The sequence below is a fragment of the Kitasatospora sp. NPDC041917 genome (genome assembly GCF_055589745.1).
Window position 1 is genome coordinate 266,578 of record NZ_JBVJBI010000006.1, and the last position, 15,891, is coordinate 282,468.

Sequence of the window (15,891 nt, forward strand, 5' to 3'; positions counted from 1 at the left end):
CCCGGGCGGGCGCCGGGCTCGGCGCCGTTCAGGGCCGGTCAGCGCCGTTCGGCGCCCGTCAGCCCGGTGCGGGTGCGGGTGCGGTGGCGGGCTCAGTGCCCCTCCGGCAGGTGCACTCCCAGCCCGGCCAGGCCCTCCAGGAACAGTTCGACGCCGACCGCCGCCAGCAGCAGCCCGAGCAGCCGGGACAGCACCTCCAGCGAGGTGCGGTGGGTGCGTCGCATCAGCGGCGCGAGCACCGCCACACAGAGGTAGTTGATCACCGCGACGGCCACGTACGCCCCGGAGACGGCGGCCTTCCAGCCCAGGTTGTCCTGGTTGAGCGAGGCGACCAGGACGGCCGTGATGGCGAGCGGGCTGGCGATGTACGGCAGCAGCAGCTCGCGGATGCCGTCCACCAGCGGGTTCGACAGGTGTTCGTCGTCGTCGGCGTCCGAGCCGAGGTGGACGCCGAAGACCAGGGCGACGGCGTAGACGAAGAAGATCGCCCCGCCCGCGAGCTGGAGCGACTGGTCGCTGATGTGGAAGAGGGTGGTCAGCTCGTCGGCCCCGAAGCCTAGTACCAGGCCGATCACCGCCGCGATGGCCGTGCTCAGCGCGGCCAGCCGGCGCAGCTCCCGGTTGCTGCGGGTCCCGGCCAGCCGGGCGAAGGCCAGCAGGGTCTTCGGCGGGCCGACCACGGCGAAGAAGGTGATGAAGGCGCTGCCCAGGTTGAAGACGAACATGGGCCAAGCATGACCTCGGGGCCCCGGGCAGCCGGTCCGCCACGCCCCGCGGCCGGGCGCGGCGTGGATCACCCCGCCGGCGGTTCATTCCCGGTCGCGGCCGAATTCGCCCGGATGGCGGCCCCGGCTCGAAGGGACGGGCGCCCTCGGTTGCTATGGAGGCAGGACCGTCACCACTGTCACCGAGCGGGGTCACTCCGCCGCGGAAGCGAGGATGCGACATGTGCCTGAACCGTAAGGACCTGGGCCTGCTGGCCCTGCGCGGCGCGGTCGGCGGCGTGCTGATCGCGCACGGCACCCAGAAGCTGTTCGGCTGGTTCGGGGGCGGCGGCCTGGAGGGCGCCACCCACGCCATGGAGCAGATGGGTTTCCACCCGGCCCGGCAGAGCGCGCTGGCGGCCGGCCTCGGCGAGGCGGGCGGCGGCGCGCTGCTGGTGGCCGGGCTGGCGACCCCGGCGGCCGGCGCGGTGGTGGCGGGGACGATGGCGGGCGCGGTGTCGGTGCACGCCCCGGCCGGCTTCTTCGCGATGTCCGGCGGCTACGAGTACCCGGCCTTCCTCGGTGCGACCGGGCTGGCGCTCGGCCTGGCGGGCGCCGGCCGGTACTCGCTGGACCACCTGACCGGCCACGTCTTCGACCGGCCGTGGCTCGGCCTGGCCTCCTTCGTGGCGAGCGCCGCCGGGGCGTACGGCGTCGTCGCGCGGCGCCGCCACCTGGTGCGGCTGCGCGAGGAGCGGGCCGCGGTGGAGTCGGACTCCCAGGAGGGCTCGGGGCTGTCCTGACGCGCTCTCCCGGCCCGGCTCACCCGGAGGCAGCAGCCCTGCTGGCGGCGGCTCCGCGGCCCTCGGAGGGTGGGCGTGGAGGTGCGCCGGGCAGCCCGGCGCCGACCGGAAACGAGGGACCGCATGGACCGCCAGCCGCTCACCCGAGCCAGCTCCCCGACCCCGCCGAGGGTCACCGCGCAGGACCTGGACGCACCACCGGTGCGTCACCAACGCCGGGCGGTGGCGGGGGTGTTGGTCGCGGCGGTGGTCGGTACGGCGGCGCTCGCGGGCTGTTCCTCCTCCGGGAAGACCGTGAGCGGCGTGGCCTCCGCGGCGGCGTCCGCGGTGGAGAAGGGCGCGAGCGCCGTCGCCTCCGCCGCCTCGGCGCTGGGCTCGGCGGCCGGCGGGGCGGGGTCCGCGATCGCCTCGGCCGAGGCGCAGGCCTCGGCAGCGGTGTCGGCGGCCTCCTCGGCCGTCTCCGGGATCAAGGGCGGGCTGGACGCCAAGGGGGACGTCACCGCCGGGGCGGTGACCACCGGTTCGGACGGCAAGCCGCAGGTGCCGCTGACCGTCACCAACCACGGGCAGCAGTCGTACCGGTACGTGATCCAGGTGAACTTCACCGACGAGTCGGGCAAGGTGATGGACGCGGCCGCGGTGACCATTCAGGACGTGGCGGTCGGGCAGAGCTCCCAGGCCACCGCGCACGCCCACCGGGACCTCTCCGGCACGGTCAAGGCCGAGGTGGCCAACGCCGTCCGTTACTGACTCCGGGGCCGTCCCGGGACGCGGCAGCCCAGCTCGGCGCGGGGGTGGAACCTTAAGCGGGTCTCAAGGCCCAACGGCACCCCTTGACGGGTGAGTTGGTCTAGTCCATTTTTATTGCCCAGGTGCAGGGAGCCCCTGAACCGGCGTCAGCGGCCTCGTGCCGCGGGCGCCGGTTCGGCACATCCCGGTAGTCCGTCATGGTCTGATCCCGCTCGATTCCCCACCCACACCTGTCATGTCCCGGTCGTCCGGCCCCACCCCGGACGCGCGCCCCCGGGACGACGGGAACCCCCACAACCAGGAGTCACGCACCCATGCTGCGCTCACGCATTGAAAGGGCCGGGACCCCGGCGCCGCAGGGCGGCCGCCGACGCCGCCCGAAGAGCATGGCCGCCATCGCGGCCGGCACCACCGCCTCCCTGCTGCTCGGCGCCGGCCTCGCGCTGTCCGGCGGCGGCGCGGCCAACGCCGCGACCACCAACTCCACCGGCGCGCCCGCCACCAGCGGCGGCATCAAGGTCGCCTACTTCGACCAGTGGTCGGTCTACGCGAACGCGTACTACCCCAAGACGATCCAGGACACCGGCGTCGCCAAGAACCTGGACTACATGATCTACTCCTTCGCCAACATCCACCCGACCGACCTGGGCTGTTTCGAGGCCACCAAGGCCGCCGACGGGAACGACAACAACCCCAACGCGGGTGACGGCGCGGGCGACGCGTTCGCCGACTACCAGAAGAGCTTCGGCGCGGACATCTCGGTCGACGGCGTCGGCGACGTCTGGAACCAGCCGATCGCGGGCAACTTCAACCAGCTGAAGAAGCTGAAGGCGAAGAACCCGAACCTCAAGGTCCTGCTCTCGCTGGGCGGTTGGACCTACTCCAAGTACTTCTCGCCGGCCTCCGCCACGGACGCCTCGCGCAAGCACCTGGTGTCGTCCTGCATCGACATGTTCATCAAGGGCAACCTGCCCAGCGACGCCGGCTTCGGCGGCCCCGGCTCGGCGGCCGGCGTCTTCGACGGCATCGACATCGACTGGGAGTACCCGGGCGGCGGCGGCCACACCGGCAACCTCTCCAGCCCGGCGGACAAGCAGAACTTCACCGCCCTGCTGAAGGAGTTCCGCACCCAGCTGGACGCGCAGGGCGCGGCGGACAAGAAGACCTACGCCCTGTCGGCGGCGGTCGGCGCCGGCCAGGACAAGATCATGAACGTCGAGACCGACAAGATCGGTCAGTACCTGACCTTCCTCGACGTCATGACCTACGACATGCACGGCGGCTGGGACGCCCAGGGGCCGACCAACCACCAGGCCGCGCTCTACTCGACCCCGGACGACCCGTCGACCCCGGCCAAGCCGGGCAACGGGAAGTACTCGATCGACAACGCGATCAAGGCGTGGACGGCCGGTGACAAGGAGTACGGCATCCCCGGCGGCTTCCCCGCCAACAAGATCAACATGGGTGTGCCGTTCTACTACCGCGGCTGGACCGGCGTGAAGGACAACGGCAAGCACGGCCTGTACCAGCCCGCCACCCAGCCGGCGGCCGGCGCGGCGATGTCCGGCAACGTCCCCGGCATCCAGATGTACAAGGAGCTCGCGGGCTTCGTCGACAACCCGTCCAAGACCTTCTGGGACGACGGGGCCCAGGCCACGTACTTCTACGACGGCAACACCTTCTGGAGCGGTGAGGACGCCAAGTCCATCCAGGCCAAGCTCGACTACGCGCACTGCAACGGCCTCGGCGGCTCCTTCGCCTTCTCGCTGTACGACCTGGGCACCAAGACCGCCCTGTTCGACAAGATGGTGAGCGCCACCAACGGCTCCGCCTCCGCCTGCCCGGCCCCGCCGACCGGCACGCCGACCCCGACCTCCACCGGCACCCCCACCGGCACGCCGACCGGCACCCCCACGGGTACGCCGACCGGTACCCCCACGGGCACCCCGACCGGCACCCCGACCACGCCGGCCTCCTGCCCGGCCGCCCCGAGCTGGGACACCAACACCACCTACGCGGCCGGCGGCACCAAGGTCTCGTGGAAGGGCCACTACTACACCAACAAGTGGTGGACCAAGGGCGACGACCCGAGCCTGAGCGGCCAGTGGGGCGTCTGGACCGACAACGGCCCCTGCTGACGGTCCACCGGACCGCCGAGGGCCTGACGGATCCTCGCAGCACCTGAAGCGACGGGTCCGGCCCGCCGGGAGGAGCATCCTCCCGGCGGGCCGGACCCGTTTCGCGTTCCCCGGCCTCCCGGGGTCAGTCCAGGCCGGCGGTGCGCCCGAGCGCGTCCGGCCGGCTCTCCTCGATCCGCCGCAGCATCCGGCCCAGCATCGCGGAGAGCGCGGTCCGCTCCTCGCCCACGACGTCCTGGAGCAGCTCCTCCTCGAAGACCGCGGCCATCCGCATCGACTCCAGCCACTTGTCGCGGCCGGTCTCGGTGAGCTCGATGATCACCCGCACCCGGTTGGTCTCGTCCCGCTCCCGGGTGACCAGCCCGTCCGCCACCATCCGGTCGATCCGGTGCGTCATCGCCGCCGGGGTGAGCCCGAGGCGCTTGGCCAGCTCGCCCGGCCCGAGCCGGTACGGGCTGCCGGACACCACCAGCGCCTTGAGCACCTCCCACTCGGCGGAGGTGATTCCGAGCACAGTCAGCTGCCGGTCGTACGCCACGCCCATCCGCCGGGAGACCCGGTTGAGGGTCTGCACGATCGTCTCCACCTGGGGGTCGACGGTGGGGAATTCCCGCTGGTAGAGGGCCACCTGCTCGGCGATGCCGAACTCCAGGGGGGTGGCCGGGGCGGGCTTGCCGGCAGCCGGCGGCGGCTTGTCCGTAGTCATGCGGACCAGTGTCGCACGAGGGTGCACTCCTTAAGCCTTTGACTCCGCAGTCTTCGGGTGCTAAGACTTTATCTCGTCAAACTTTAGCTCTGAAATCTTCTGGACTTAAGAGTATCCAGTTGAAACCAGGAAGGGATGTGCACGGTGACCGGCACGGTGAAGCAGCAGAGGCAGCAGCGGCGTGGAGCGGGCGGCCCGCTGCGCCGCGTCCAGATCGGCAACGCGCTCAGTGCGTTCGGCAGCGGGTTCACGATGCCGTACATGTTCGTGTACGTGGACCAGGTGCGCGGGCTGGGCTCGCTGGCGGCCGGGATGGTGTTCACCGTCTTCGCGCTGGCGGCCCTCGCCGTCCTGCCGTTCACTGGCCGCGGCATCGACAGGTACGGTCCCCGCCCGGTGCTGCTGGCCGGTACGGCGCTCGCCGCCACCGGTGCGTTCGCCTTCGGCCACGCCACCGGCACCCCGGCCCTGCTGGTCTCCTCCTTCCTGTTCGGCGCCGGTGTCACCACCTGCCAGCCGGCGCTCGCCACGATGATCGTCCGCTGCTCCACGGCGGCCACCCGCTCGCACGCCTTCGCGCTCCAGTTCACCCTGGTCAACCTGGGCATGGGCATCGGTGCGCTGGTCGGCGGGCAGATCGTGAACGTGTCGGACCCGGCCAGCCTGACCCGGCTGTTCACCATCGAGGCGGTGACGTTCCTCGGCCTCGCCCTGGTCACCGGCACCGCCCGGATGCCCAGGACCCAGCTGACCGCCGTCCACGGGAAGGCCGACGGCCCGACCGGTCTGCGCGCCCTGCTCGCCGACAAGGCGATGGTGCGGCTCAGCATCCTCGCCGGGCTGATCTTCTTCACCTGCTACGGCCAGTTCGAGTCCGGCGTCGCGGCCTTCGCCACCGACACCGTCGGCACCGCACCCTCCACCCTGGGCTTCGCGATCGGCGCCAACGCGCTGACCATCGTGGTGCTGCAGATGTTCATGGTGCGGATCACCGCCAAGCGCCGCCGCACCACCGCGATGGCCGCGGCCGGCGTGGTCTGGCTCGGCGCCTGGGCGATGGCCCTGGTGGCCGGCCTGATACGGACCGAGACCATGGCCGCCACGGTCGCCATCGTCTCGATCTACGCCCTCTTCGGAGTCGGCGAGTCGCTGCTCGCGCCCACCATGGGCCCGATCGTCGCGGACCTCGCCCCGGCCCGGCTGCTCGGCACCTACAACGCCGGGTACGCCCTGGTGAAGCAGATCGCGATCGCGGTCGGCCCGGCCGTCGGCGTGCTGCTGGTCGGCTCCGGCACCTGGCCGCTCTACCTGGCGGCCATGGCGGGCTCCACGCTGCTGATCGTCGCCATGGCGCTGCGGCTGCGCCCGTACCTCACGCCGGAGCAGGACAACGCGGCCCCGGCCGTGGTCCACACCGTCCCGGTCCGGGAGCTGCAGACCGCCGCGTAGCGGAACGGGCGGCAAGGGGGTTCGAAACGGGCGCCGACCAGGTCACCTGGTCGGCGCCCGTCGCGCTTGGCTTCGCGCGCACCGCCACATAGTGTCAGTGGCTGTTGACCGCCCTGCCCCGGCCGGAGCGGCACGACCCGGGCGGAGCCAGGACCCGGACAGAGCAGACAGGCGAATCGGCGAGGCTATGACGCAAGCGGCGCTCACGCACCCACCGGCGGCCCCGGCCACCGCCGCCCCGGCACCGGCCCCGCGCGGGGGCCTGGTCCGCTGGGCGGCCGACCGCTCCGGCTGGCTCGGACCGATCGCCGTGGCGCTCTTCGCCGGCCTGCTGCGGTTCTGGAACCTCGGCCACCCCGACTCCTTCGTCTTCGACGAGACGTACTACCCCAAGGACGCCTGGTCCCTGCTCCAGCAGGGCTACGAGGGCACCTGGCCCGACCACGCCAACGCCGACATCCTGTCCGCCCCGCAGTCGATCCCGCTGACCTCCGCGCCCGAGTTCATCGCCCACCCGCCGCTCGGCAAATGGGTGATGGCGGTCGGCGAGCAGCTGTTCGGACTGAACCCCTTCGGCTGGCGGTTCATGACCGCCCTGCTCGGCACCGTCACCGTGCTGATGCTGGCCCGGATCGGCCGCCGCCTCTTCGGCTCCACCCTGATCGGCTGCACCGCCGCGCTGCTGATGTCGGTGGACGGCCTCCAACTGGTGATGAGCCGGGTCGGCCTGCTCGACGGCATCCAGATGTTCTTCGTGCTCGCCGCCTTCGGCAGCCTGCTGATCGACCGCGACCACGTCCGCGCCCGGCTCGCCGTCGCCGCCGAGACCGTCGGCGGCGACGCCGTCCGGCTCGGGTGGCGCCCCTGGCGGATCGCCGCCGGGGTGCTCCTCGGCGCCGCCTGCGCGGTCAAGTGGAACGGCGCCCCGATCCTCGCCGCCTTCGGCGTCCTGACCGTCCTGTGGGACCAGTCCGGCCGCCGCGCCGCCGGCGCCCGCCGCCCCTGGCGTTCCATGCTGCGCCGGGACGCCGCCCCCGCCTTCCTCGCCATGGTCGGCTCCGCCCTGGTGGTGTACGTCGGCGCCTGGAGCGGCTGGCTGGCCACCGGCGGCTCCGGCCCGACCGGCGGGGGCGGCTACGACCGGCACTGGGCCGACGGGCGCGCCGGGCTCTCCCCGGACAGCGTCCTCGGCATCCCGCTGCCGCAGGTCCCGATGAGCTGGGTGCCCGCGTCACTGCGCAGCCTGTGGCACTACCACTCGCAGATGTACGACTTCAACACCGGTCTGAGCACCCCGCACACCTACCAGTCCAACCCCTTCGCCTGGCTGGTCGACGGCCGCCCGGTCTCGATGTACTGGGAGCAGATCCCGTACGGGCAGCGCGGTTGCACCTCCTCGGGCGGCTGCGCCTCGCAGATCCTCGGCCTCGGTACGCCCTTCCTGTGGTGGACGGCCTGCTTCGCGCTGGTCTACCTGCTGTGGCGCTGGTTCTTCCGGCGGGACTGGCGCTCGGGCGCGGTGCTGTGCGCGGTGGCCGGGATCTACCTGCCCTGGTTCCGGTACCAGGAGCGGACGATCTTCTCCTTCTACATGGTCGTGCTGGTGCCGTTCCTGTGCCTGGCCGTCGCCCAGATGCTCGGGGCGGTGCTCGGCCCGCCCGGATGCACCCCCGAGCGACGCCGGATCGGGGCGATCGGGGCCGGGGCGATCGTGCTCGCGATCGTCGGCTGCTTCGCCTTCTTCTACCCGCTGTACACGGCGGAGGTGATCCCGATGTCGTCCTGGCAGGACCGGATGTGGTTCACCAGCTGGATCTGAGGGCCCGCGCCCGATGGGCCGGATCTGGACGGATGGGATCTGCACGGGTGGGATCTCTGCGGGTGGGACCTGCACCGGTGGGATCCGAAGGGGCCGGATCTGATGGCCCCGGCGGACCTGGCGGCCTCCGGTGGCCAGCTGCTGCCGGTCACCCCGGTGCTCGGGGTGGTCACGGCCGTGCTGCTGCTGGCCGCCGTCGCGGTGGCCGGGCGGGGACTGCTCGGCCACGGGCACGCGGTGCTGCGGGCCGGGCTGCGCGCCGTGGTGCAGTTGGCCGCCGTCGCCGCGGTGATCAGTTGGGTGGTCGGTTCGCTCTGGTGGTCGGCGCTGTTCGTGGTGCTGATGTTCTCGGTCGCGGTGCGCACCGCCGGACGGCGGATGACCCCGGGCCCGGCCTGGGTCTGGGCGGCCGCCCCGATCGGCGCCGGGGTGCTGCCGGTGCTCGCCCTGCTGCTGGGCGTCGGGCTGCTGCCGCCCGAGGGCCTGTCCGTCATCCCGGTCGCGGGCATCCTGATCGGCGGGGCGCTCAGCGCGACCTCGCTGGCCGGGCGGCGGGCCCTGGACGAGCTGCGGCTGCGGCGCGGCGAGGTGGAGGCGGCGCTGGCGCTCGGCTTCGAGGAGCGCGACGCCCGGCTGGAGATCTGCCGGACGGCGGCGGCGACCTCGCTCGTCCCGGCGCTGGACCAGACCCGGACGGTCGGCCTGGTCACCCTGCCCGGGGCCTTCGTCGGGATGCTGCTGGGCGGGGCCTCGCCGGTCCAGGCGGGGGCGGTGCAGCTGTTCGTGCTGATCGGGTTGCTGGCGGTGGAGTCGGTGGCGATCGTGGTGGTACTGGAACTGGTCGGGCGCGGGCTGATCGCGGCCGAGCCGGACGGGGGCGCCCGGTAGGGGGTCGACCGCCGTCGAGCGCCGTTGGCCGCCGTCGGACTCCGTCGATCCCCGTCGATCCGCGTCGACCTCCGTGGATCTCCCGGGGCGGATCGCTCGACGCCGTCGGGTACGCTTGGGGCCGTTGAAGGGGAGTAGCCCTCCACCGGACCGTCGACATACTGGCCCCCAGGGGCCCGGCGCCCGGGGTACCGCTCGATGAGCGGTGCCGGCGAGACCTTCGGCCGCAGTGCTGTGACCATGACCAGTGCTGTCGGGCCGAAGCGTCCCCTGACGGACCTGCGGAGGCCGGGCAGCCCGACCGAGGACTCCTATGAGTATCACCGTTGCCGCGTTGACCTTCGGCATCATCTTCCTGGCCGAACTGCCGGACAAGACCGCGCTGGCCAGCCTGGTGCTCGGCACCAAGTACCGCGCGAGCTACGTCTTCGCGGGCATCGCCGCCGCCTTCGCCCTCCAAGTGGGCCTCGCGCTCGTCGCCGGGCACCTGCTCACGCTGCTGCCGCACCGCTGGGTGGAGGGCGTCACCGGCCTGCTGTTCCTGGTCGGCGCGGCGATGCTGCTGTTCCACGGCGGCGAGGACGAGGACGAGCACGCGGCCAAGGAGCCGTCCTCGAACAGCTTCTGGAAGGTGGCCGGGGCCAGTTTCGTGGTCGTCGCGATCGCCGAGTTCGGTGACCTGACCCAGATCATGACCGCCAACCTGGCCGCCAAGTACGCCGACCCGCTGGCCGTCGGCCTCGGCTCCTGGCTGGCGCTGTGCGCGGTCGGCGGGGTCGCCATCGTGGGCGGGCAGAAGCTGCTCAAGTACGTGCCGATGAAGTTGATCATCCGGGTGGCGGCGACGATCATGGTCGTGCTGGCGGGCATCAGCATCTTCGGAGCGATCACCGGCTGATCCGGGGGACGGCCGGCGGTCGGCCCGAGGGGTGACCGCCGGCCGGGCCGTTCCGGTCAGCAGGTGCTGTGCTTGTCCAGGGCGGCACGGGTGTTGGGGCCGAAGATGCCCCGCTTGTCGCCCTTGACGTCCCACATCCACTGGACGTAGCCGACGGTGTTCACGGTGGTGTCGTCGTACTGCCCGGTCACCGGCACACTCGCCCAGCAGACGACGACGGCGAGCTTCTGCTGGAGGGCCGTGACGTCGGGGCCGCTCATTCCGTACTGCAGGACGCGCGGCGTCGAGCTGGCGGTGGGCGTCGGGGTCGGGGCGGGGGTGCTCGGTGCCGGTGCGGTCGGCGTGGGAGCCGTGACGGGGGGAGCGGCCGGGGCCTCGGCGGTCGGAGCGACGGCCGGGGGCGGGGTGGCCGTCTTCGTCGGGCTCGGCTTGCGGGTGGGGGTGGGCGTGGGGCTCGGCGCGTCGCTGGTCGGCGCCGCCGCGCTCGGGACGGGCGTCGCCAGGGTGGGCGGGTCCACCGGCGCGGGCGCCAGGGTGGTCGTCGGCAGCGGCTGCGCCTGCTTGGCCGGCGGCTCGTTGGAGGGCGTCACGGCGTACGCGACACCGATGGTGAGCGCCACCAGGGCGGCGCCGACCCCGGCGAGCAGCCCCTTGCGCCGGGCGAGCGGGTGCCGGTCGGCCTGTTCGGCCGCCCTCCTGGCGGCCCGTCCGCCACCGGCCTCCGGCCCGGGCGCGGCCTGACCGGTGTCGGAGGCCGGGCCGACGGAGAAGAGGCCGATCTCGTTCCCGGCCGGCCCCGAGGCCGGCGTTCGCGGTTGCGGGACCGACGGCAGCACGGTGGTGGCGTACGCCTCCGGGTGGGCGCCGGGGTCCGGGTAGCCGTCGGCCGCCGGGTAACCGTCGCCTGCCGGGTAGCCGTCGGCGCCCGGGTAGGCATGTGCGTCCGCGTAGCCGTCGGCGCCCGGGTGGGCACCGACGCCCGGCCCGAACGGGGCCTGCCCCGGGGCGACGGGCGGCAGCACGGTGGTGGCGTACGCGTCCGCGTCCGGTCCGAGCGGCGGAGCGGCCGGCGGCCCGGGCTGCCCCGGGGGTACGGGCGGCAGCACCGTGGTCGCGAACGGGTCCACCACCGGTGCGTTCGGGTGGGTCTCGTCGGCCAGCTGGTCGGCGGTCTGCGGGACGTACGGGCGGACCAGCGGCGGGCCCTCGATGTGGGGCAGGACGGCGGTCTCGGTGAGGCTCGGGTCCGGGACGCAGCCGCACCCGGTGGAGCGTGCGGTGCCGCACGTCGGGCAGTGCTGGTCCGGCATCGGCCGGTCCTCCTCGGTTTCGCGTCGACTTCGCGGGCGGCTGTTCGGTCGTCGGGCTGTTCGGTCGTTCGGCTGTTCGGTCGTTCGGTGCGCCGTCCGGGCGGAACCGGGCGCACGATCGCGCCTGATTATGCAGGACCGCCCGAAGGGTGGACAGGGGCGTCCGTCCCCCCGCGGGGAGGTTGTGCCGATTGGTGCCGGTTGGCTCTCCGGAGAACGCCCGGGGCGCGGCGGTTGTCCCCGGCGCTTACGCTCGGCTCAACCCGGTGGAACAAATCGGGACGAACCAGCGAGCGTTGTGAGCTGGGAGTGATCATCTGGCCGGCCCGGCCGACGGGCCCGCGACCCCCCACGGAGACGCCATGCCCACGGAGACGTCGCGTGATGTCGACGGAGAAGCCATGGCCGACGGAGAAGCCATGACGGAGACGTCATGACGGAGCCGCACGCCGCGTCCGACCGGAGCGCCGCTGCCGGGACGGGCCCGCCGGCGGTCACCGTCCCCAACCTCTGGGTGCCGATCGGCGCTCTGCTGCTGGCGATGCTGCTGGCCGCCCTCGACCAGACCATCGTCTCCACCGCGCTGCCGACCATCGTCAGCGACCTCGGCGGCCTCGACCACCTCTCCTGGGTGGTCACCGCCTACCTGCTGGCCTCCACCGCCGCGACCCCGCTGTGGGGCAAGCTCGGCGACATGTACGGCCGGAAGCGCTTCTTCCAGGCCTCCATCGTGATCTTCCTGCTCGGCTCGGTGCTGTGCGGGATCGCCCAGAACATGGGCGAACTGATCGCCTTCCGCGCGCTCCAGGGCCTGGGCGGCGGCGGGCTGATGGTGCTCTCCCAGGCGATCGTCGGCGACCTCGTCGCCCCCCGGGACCGCGGCCGCTACCAGGGCCTCTTCGGTGCCGTGTTCGGCGTCACCAGCGTGCTCGGGCCGCTGCTCGGCGGAGTGTTCGTCGACCACCTCAGCTGGCGCTGGGTCTTCTACATCAACCTGCCGATCGGCATCGTCGCCCTGGTGGTGATCGCGACGGTGCTGCACGGGCGGGAGGTCCGGCGCGAGCACCGGATCGACTACCTCGGCACCGTCCTGATCGCCGCCGTCGCCACCTGCCTGGTGCTGATGACCTCGCTCGGCGGGACCACCTGGGCCTGGACCTCCTGGCAGACCGTCGGCCTCGGCGTGCTCGGCCTGGTGCTGCTGCTCGCCTTCGTCCAGGTCGAGCGGACCGCGGTGGAGCCGGTGCTGCCGCTGCGGCTGTTCCGTTCGCGGACGTTCAGCCTGGTCGCGGTGATCTCCTTCGTCGTCGGCTTCGCGATGTTCGGCGCGCTGACCTACCTGCCGACCTTCCTCCAGGTGGTCCAGCAGGTCTCGCCGACCTTGTCCGGCATCCACATGCTGCCGATGGTGCTCGGCATGCTGCTCACCTCGATCGGCTCCGGCCAGATCGTCGCCCGCACCGGCCACTACCGGATCTTCCCGATCGCCGGGACGGCCGTGACCACCGTCGGGCTGCTGCTGCTCTCCCGGCTGGACGAGCACAGCAGCACCGCCGAGATGAGCTTCTACTTCCTGGTCTTCGGCCTCGGGCTGGGCCTGGTGATGCAGGTGCTGGTGCTGATCGTGCAGAACTCGGTCGGCTACGAGGACCTCGGCGTGGCCACCGCGGGCGCCACCTTCTTCCGCTCCATCGGGGCCTCCTTCGGCGTCTCCATCTTCGGGACGGTCTTCGCCAGCGGCCTGCGCAGCCGGCTCGCCGACGCGCTGGCGGGGGTGCCGCTGCCGCCCGGCTTCCAGCCGGAGGCCATCACCGCCGACCCGCGGGTCATCCCCCAACTGCCGGCCGCCGTCCAGCCGGCGGTCTACCACGCGTACGCCGAGTCGATCACCCGGGTGTTCCTGTACGCGGTGCCGGTCGCGGTGGTCGCCTTCGTGCTGTCGCTGTTCCTGCGCGAGCAGAAGCTGCGCTCCACCGTCACCGCGCCGGACCTCAGCGAGTCCATCGGCGTCAATCCGGTCGAGCGCAGTTCGCTGGACGAGATCGCCCGCGCGCTCTCGGTGCTGAACGGCCGCGAGGCCCGGCGCGACCTCTTCCGGCGGATCACCGAGACCGCCGGACTGGACCTGCGGCCCGCCTCCAGCTGGCTGCTCCTCCAGATGCACCAGCACGGCTCGGTCGAGCCGGCCGAACTGGCCGAGCGGCGGATCGTCCCGGTGGCCGTCGTCGAGGAGGCCGCCCGGGAGGTGGAGGGCCGGGGGCTGGCGGCGCGGTCCGGCGGGCTGCCGCTGCGGCTCACCGAACCGGGGGAGGAGGTGGCGTTGCGGCTGGTCGCCGCCCGGCGCGCCCAGCTCGCCGAACTGCTGGGGGACTGGGACGAGGAGCGGTACGCCGAGCTCGCCGGGGTGCTCAACCGGCTCAGCTCCTCGCTCTGCGCGGACCTGCGGGACCGGCCGGACTCCTCGGGGCCGGAGCCGCCGTACCGTGGGGAGGGGCGGTCGTTCTGACCATGCGTCGGCCCGTCGGGTGTGGCAGGGAAGGGTGGTGCGGCATGCCGCTCGAAATCGAGCGCAAGTTCCTGCTGGAGGCCTTCGAGCCGCCGGGCACGGCGGTGCGGCAGCGCATCGAGCAGGGGTACATCGCGATCAAGAGCGACGGGACGGAGGTGCGGCTGCGGCGGATCGGCGACAGCCGCGTCCTCGGCGTCAAGCGGAGCGCCTCCTCCTCGGAGGGATCCCCCGTACGGATCGAGGTGGAACGCGAGCTCGGGGAGCGGGAGTTCACCGAGCTCTGGCCGGCCACCGAGGGCGCCCGCCTGGTCAAGGACCGCTACACCTTCGAGGCGTCCGGCGTCACCGTCTACGCGGACGTCTACCAGGGGGAGTTGGCCGGGCTGCGCACCGTCGAGGTCGAGTTCGGTTCGGAGGCCGAGGCGGAGGCGTTCTCGGTGCCGGAGTGGTTCGGCGCCGAGATCACCGGCGTGAAGGCGTACAAGAACCAGACCCTCGCGACCCTCGGGCTCCCCGGGTCCTGACCTCGGTGCCGGGGTTAGGGCGCCCCGAACCAGCGCGGGGTGTCGAGGCGGAACGGGTCGCCGGGGGCGAGCCGGCGCAGGCCGTCCTCCAGCTGCCGCAGCTGCTCCTCGCCCAGGGTCGCTGCCCACTCCTCGCGCAGCTCGTCGAAGATCCGGGCGGAGCGGACCAGGCAGTCCACCCCGCGCCCGGTGAGCCGGACCAGCTTGCGCCGGGTGTCGGAGGGGTCCGCGGCGCGCTCGACGTAGCCGAGCTGCTCCAGGTTGTCGACGGTCTTGCCCGCCGCCTGCTTGGTGACGCCGAGGCGGCGGCCGAGTTCGGAGGCGGTGGTGCCGTGCGGGCCGATCGCCTGGAAGACGAAGCCGTGCATCGGGCGCAGGTCGGGATGGCCCTCGCGGGCGATGCGTTCGTGCAGCTCGTCGATGATCGTCCGGAAGGCGAGCAGCAGGCGCAGCGGCAGCTCGAAGCCCGGCGGGGGCGCTTCACTTGACACGATAGACAACCTCATTGACCATATAGACAACTTCATTGACCATCTTAGGGGGTTCCTTCACCATGCCCGTGATCCGCCGGACCGACGCCCGCCGCACCGCGACCCCGAACGCCGTCATGACCACCTACGCCTCGCCCACCCAGGGCTCCGCCGCCCTCGCCGTCTGGCACGTCGACATGGCCTCCGGCGCCAAGGGCCCGCTGCACGCCATGGACACCGAGCAGATCTGGACCCTGCTCACCGGCGCCGCCCGGGTCGACCTGGCGGGGGAGGCCTTCACCCTCGCCGCCGGCGACACCGCCGTCCTCCCCGCCGACACTGTCCGGCAGATCGCCACCGACACCGGCTTCACCGCCGTCGTCGCCTCCCCGTCCCCCGCCCACGCCTACAACCCCGACGCCCGCACCCCCGAGGGCGCCTGCGGCCTCGCCCCGCGCGACGACCAGCGTGTCCTGCCGCCGTGGATCGCCTGAGCCCGACCCGCTCGCGCCCACGGGGACGGCCGGGGGCCCGCCCCGGCCGTGAGGTGTAGCAGACTGCTGCCGTAAGCAGTCCCCGGAGCAGAAGGAGCCCCATGTCCGTCGTCAAGATCAACGTGCTGACGGTGCCGGCCGAGCAGCGCGAGGTGCTGGAGCAGCGCTTCGCCTCCCGCGCCGGCGCGGTGGAGAACTCGGACGGCTTCGAGTGGTTCGAGCTCCTCCGCCCCGTCGAGGGCACCGACCAGTACCTCGTCTACACCCGCTGGCGCAGCGAGGAGGACTTCAAGGCCTGGATGGAGGGCCCCATGAAGGCGGCCCACCAGAACGGCCCCTCCGGCGAGGCCCCCAAGCGCCCCGCCGCCTCCGGCTCCACCCTCTGGTCCTTCGAGGTCGTCCAGTCGGCGGGCCCCAAGGCCTGAGGTT

At 72.7% G+C, this 15,891-nt stretch carries 15 protein-coding genes; 11 read left to right on the forward strand and 4 right to left on the reverse strand.

Annotated elements, in window-relative coordinates; genetic code table 11:
- Window positions 1-92: 92 nt before the first annotated feature.
- Window positions 93-725, reverse strand: coding sequence for a MarC family protein (locus ACZ6EM_RS10065; protein WP_387689547.1), 633 nt, complete (start codon window positions 723-725; stop codon window positions 93-95).
- Between the two features lie 221 nt (window positions 726-946).
- On the opposite strand from ACZ6EM_RS10065, the gene ACZ6EM_RS10070 reads away from it, so the two are divergent.
- The 3 genes from ACZ6EM_RS10070 to ACZ6EM_RS10080 all read left to right on the forward strand — a co-directional run bounded on the left by ACZ6EM_RS10070 (window position 947) and on the right by ACZ6EM_RS10080 (window position 4,395).
- Entirely contained in the window at window positions 947-1,507 is a 561-nt protein-coding gene (locus ACZ6EM_RS10070) for a DoxX family protein (protein ID WP_359907172.1), read from the forward strand.
- Window positions 1,508-1,630: 123 nt separating this feature from the next.
- Window positions 1,631-2,257 carry a hypothetical protein gene (locus ACZ6EM_RS10075; RefSeq protein WP_401050819.1) on the forward strand — a complete coding sequence of 209 codons (627 nt, stop codon included), beginning with the start codon at window positions 1,631-1,633 and terminating at the stop codon, window positions 2,255-2,257.
- Window positions 2,258-2,571: 314 nt separating this feature from the next.
- On the forward strand, window positions 2,572-4,395 hold the full coding sequence (locus ACZ6EM_RS10080; RefSeq protein ID WP_465772204.1) for a glycosyl hydrolase family 18 protein: 1,824 nt from the start codon (window positions 2,572-2,574) through the stop codon (window positions 4,393-4,395).
- 124 nt (window positions 4,396-4,519) lie between these two features.
- Here ACZ6EM_RS10080 and ACZ6EM_RS10085 read toward each other — a convergent pair whose 3' ends face one another.
- Window positions 4,520-5,101 carry a MarR family winged helix-turn-helix transcriptional regulator gene (locus ACZ6EM_RS10085; protein ID WP_359907163.1) on the reverse strand — a complete coding sequence of 194 codons (582 nt, stop codon included), beginning with the start codon at window positions 5,099-5,101 and terminating at the stop codon, window positions 4,520-4,522.
- 144 nt (window positions 5,102-5,245) lie between these two features.
- On the opposite strand from ACZ6EM_RS10085, the gene ACZ6EM_RS10090 reads away from it, so the two are divergent.
- The 4 genes from ACZ6EM_RS10090 (at window position 5,246) to ACZ6EM_RS10105 (ending at window position 10,155) form a co-directional block, all read left to right on the forward strand.
- On the forward strand, window positions 5,246-6,550 hold the full coding sequence (locus tag ACZ6EM_RS10090) for an MFS transporter (protein ID WP_359907161.1): 1,305 nt from the start codon (window positions 5,246-5,248) through the stop codon (window positions 6,548-6,550).
- A gap of 187 nt (window positions 6,551-6,737) precedes the next feature.
- Entirely contained in the window at window positions 6,738-8,369 is a 1,632-nt protein-coding gene (locus ACZ6EM_RS10095; RefSeq protein ID WP_465772205.1) for a dolichyl-phosphate-mannose--protein mannosyltransferase, read from the forward strand.
- A 102-nt stretch (window positions 8,370-8,471) separates the two neighbouring features.
- Complete coding sequence (locus ACZ6EM_RS10100; RefSeq protein ID WP_452178904.1) at window positions 8,472-9,257, forward strand: ABC transporter permease; 786 nt, start codon at window positions 8,472-8,474, stop codon at window positions 9,255-9,257.
- Between the two features lie 313 nt (window positions 9,258-9,570).
- Window positions 9,571-10,155 carry a TMEM165/GDT1 family protein gene (locus ACZ6EM_RS10105; RefSeq protein WP_387729587.1) on the forward strand — a complete coding sequence of 195 codons (585 nt, stop codon included), beginning with the start codon at window positions 9,571-9,573 and terminating at the stop codon, window positions 10,153-10,155.
- A 56-nt stretch (window positions 10,156-10,211) separates the two neighbouring features.
- Here the strand turns inward: ACZ6EM_RS10105 and ACZ6EM_RS10110 are convergent, their stop codons facing one another.
- A complete protein-coding gene (locus ACZ6EM_RS10110) occupies window positions 10,212-11,465 on the reverse strand; it encodes a peptidoglycan-binding domain-containing protein (protein ID WP_465772206.1) in 1,254 nt (417 codons plus the stop codon).
- Between the two features lie 433 nt (window positions 11,466-11,898).
- Here ACZ6EM_RS10110 and ACZ6EM_RS10115 point away from each other — a divergent pair, with 433 nt between their 5' ends.
- On the forward strand, window positions 11,899-13,971 hold the full coding sequence (locus ACZ6EM_RS10115) for an MFS transporter (protein ID WP_401052464.1): 2,073 nt from the start codon (window positions 11,899-11,901) through the stop codon (window positions 13,969-13,971).
- A 44-nt stretch (window positions 13,972-14,015) separates the two neighbouring features.
- Entirely contained in the window at window positions 14,016-14,498 is a 483-nt protein-coding gene (locus ACZ6EM_RS10120) for a CYTH domain-containing protein (RefSeq protein WP_401052462.1), read from the forward strand.
- A gap of 14 nt (window positions 14,499-14,512) precedes the next feature.
- On the opposite strand, the gene ACZ6EM_RS10125 is transcribed toward ACZ6EM_RS10120, so the two are convergent.
- Window positions 14,513-14,989 (reverse strand): MarR family winged helix-turn-helix transcriptional regulator, encoded by a 477-nt coding sequence (locus tag ACZ6EM_RS10125; RefSeq protein ID WP_359907145.1) that lies wholly within the window; start codon window positions 14,987-14,989, stop codon window positions 14,513-14,515.
- A gap of 35 nt (window positions 14,990-15,024) precedes the next feature.
- Between ACZ6EM_RS10125 and ACZ6EM_RS10130 the strand changes: the two genes are divergently transcribed.
- Together ACZ6EM_RS10130 and ACZ6EM_RS10135 are read left to right on the forward strand one after the other, a co-directional pair.
- Window positions 15,025-15,462 (forward strand): cupin domain-containing protein, encoded by a 438-nt coding sequence (locus ACZ6EM_RS10130; RefSeq protein WP_465772207.1) that lies wholly within the window; start codon window positions 15,025-15,027, stop codon window positions 15,460-15,462.
- A gap of 101 nt (window positions 15,463-15,563) precedes the next feature.
- Complete coding sequence (locus ACZ6EM_RS10135; protein WP_117487522.1) at window positions 15,564-15,887, forward strand: antibiotic biosynthesis monooxygenase family protein; 324 nt, start codon at window positions 15,564-15,566, stop codon at window positions 15,885-15,887.
- The last annotated feature ends 4 nt before the right edge of the window (window positions 15,888-15,891 follow it).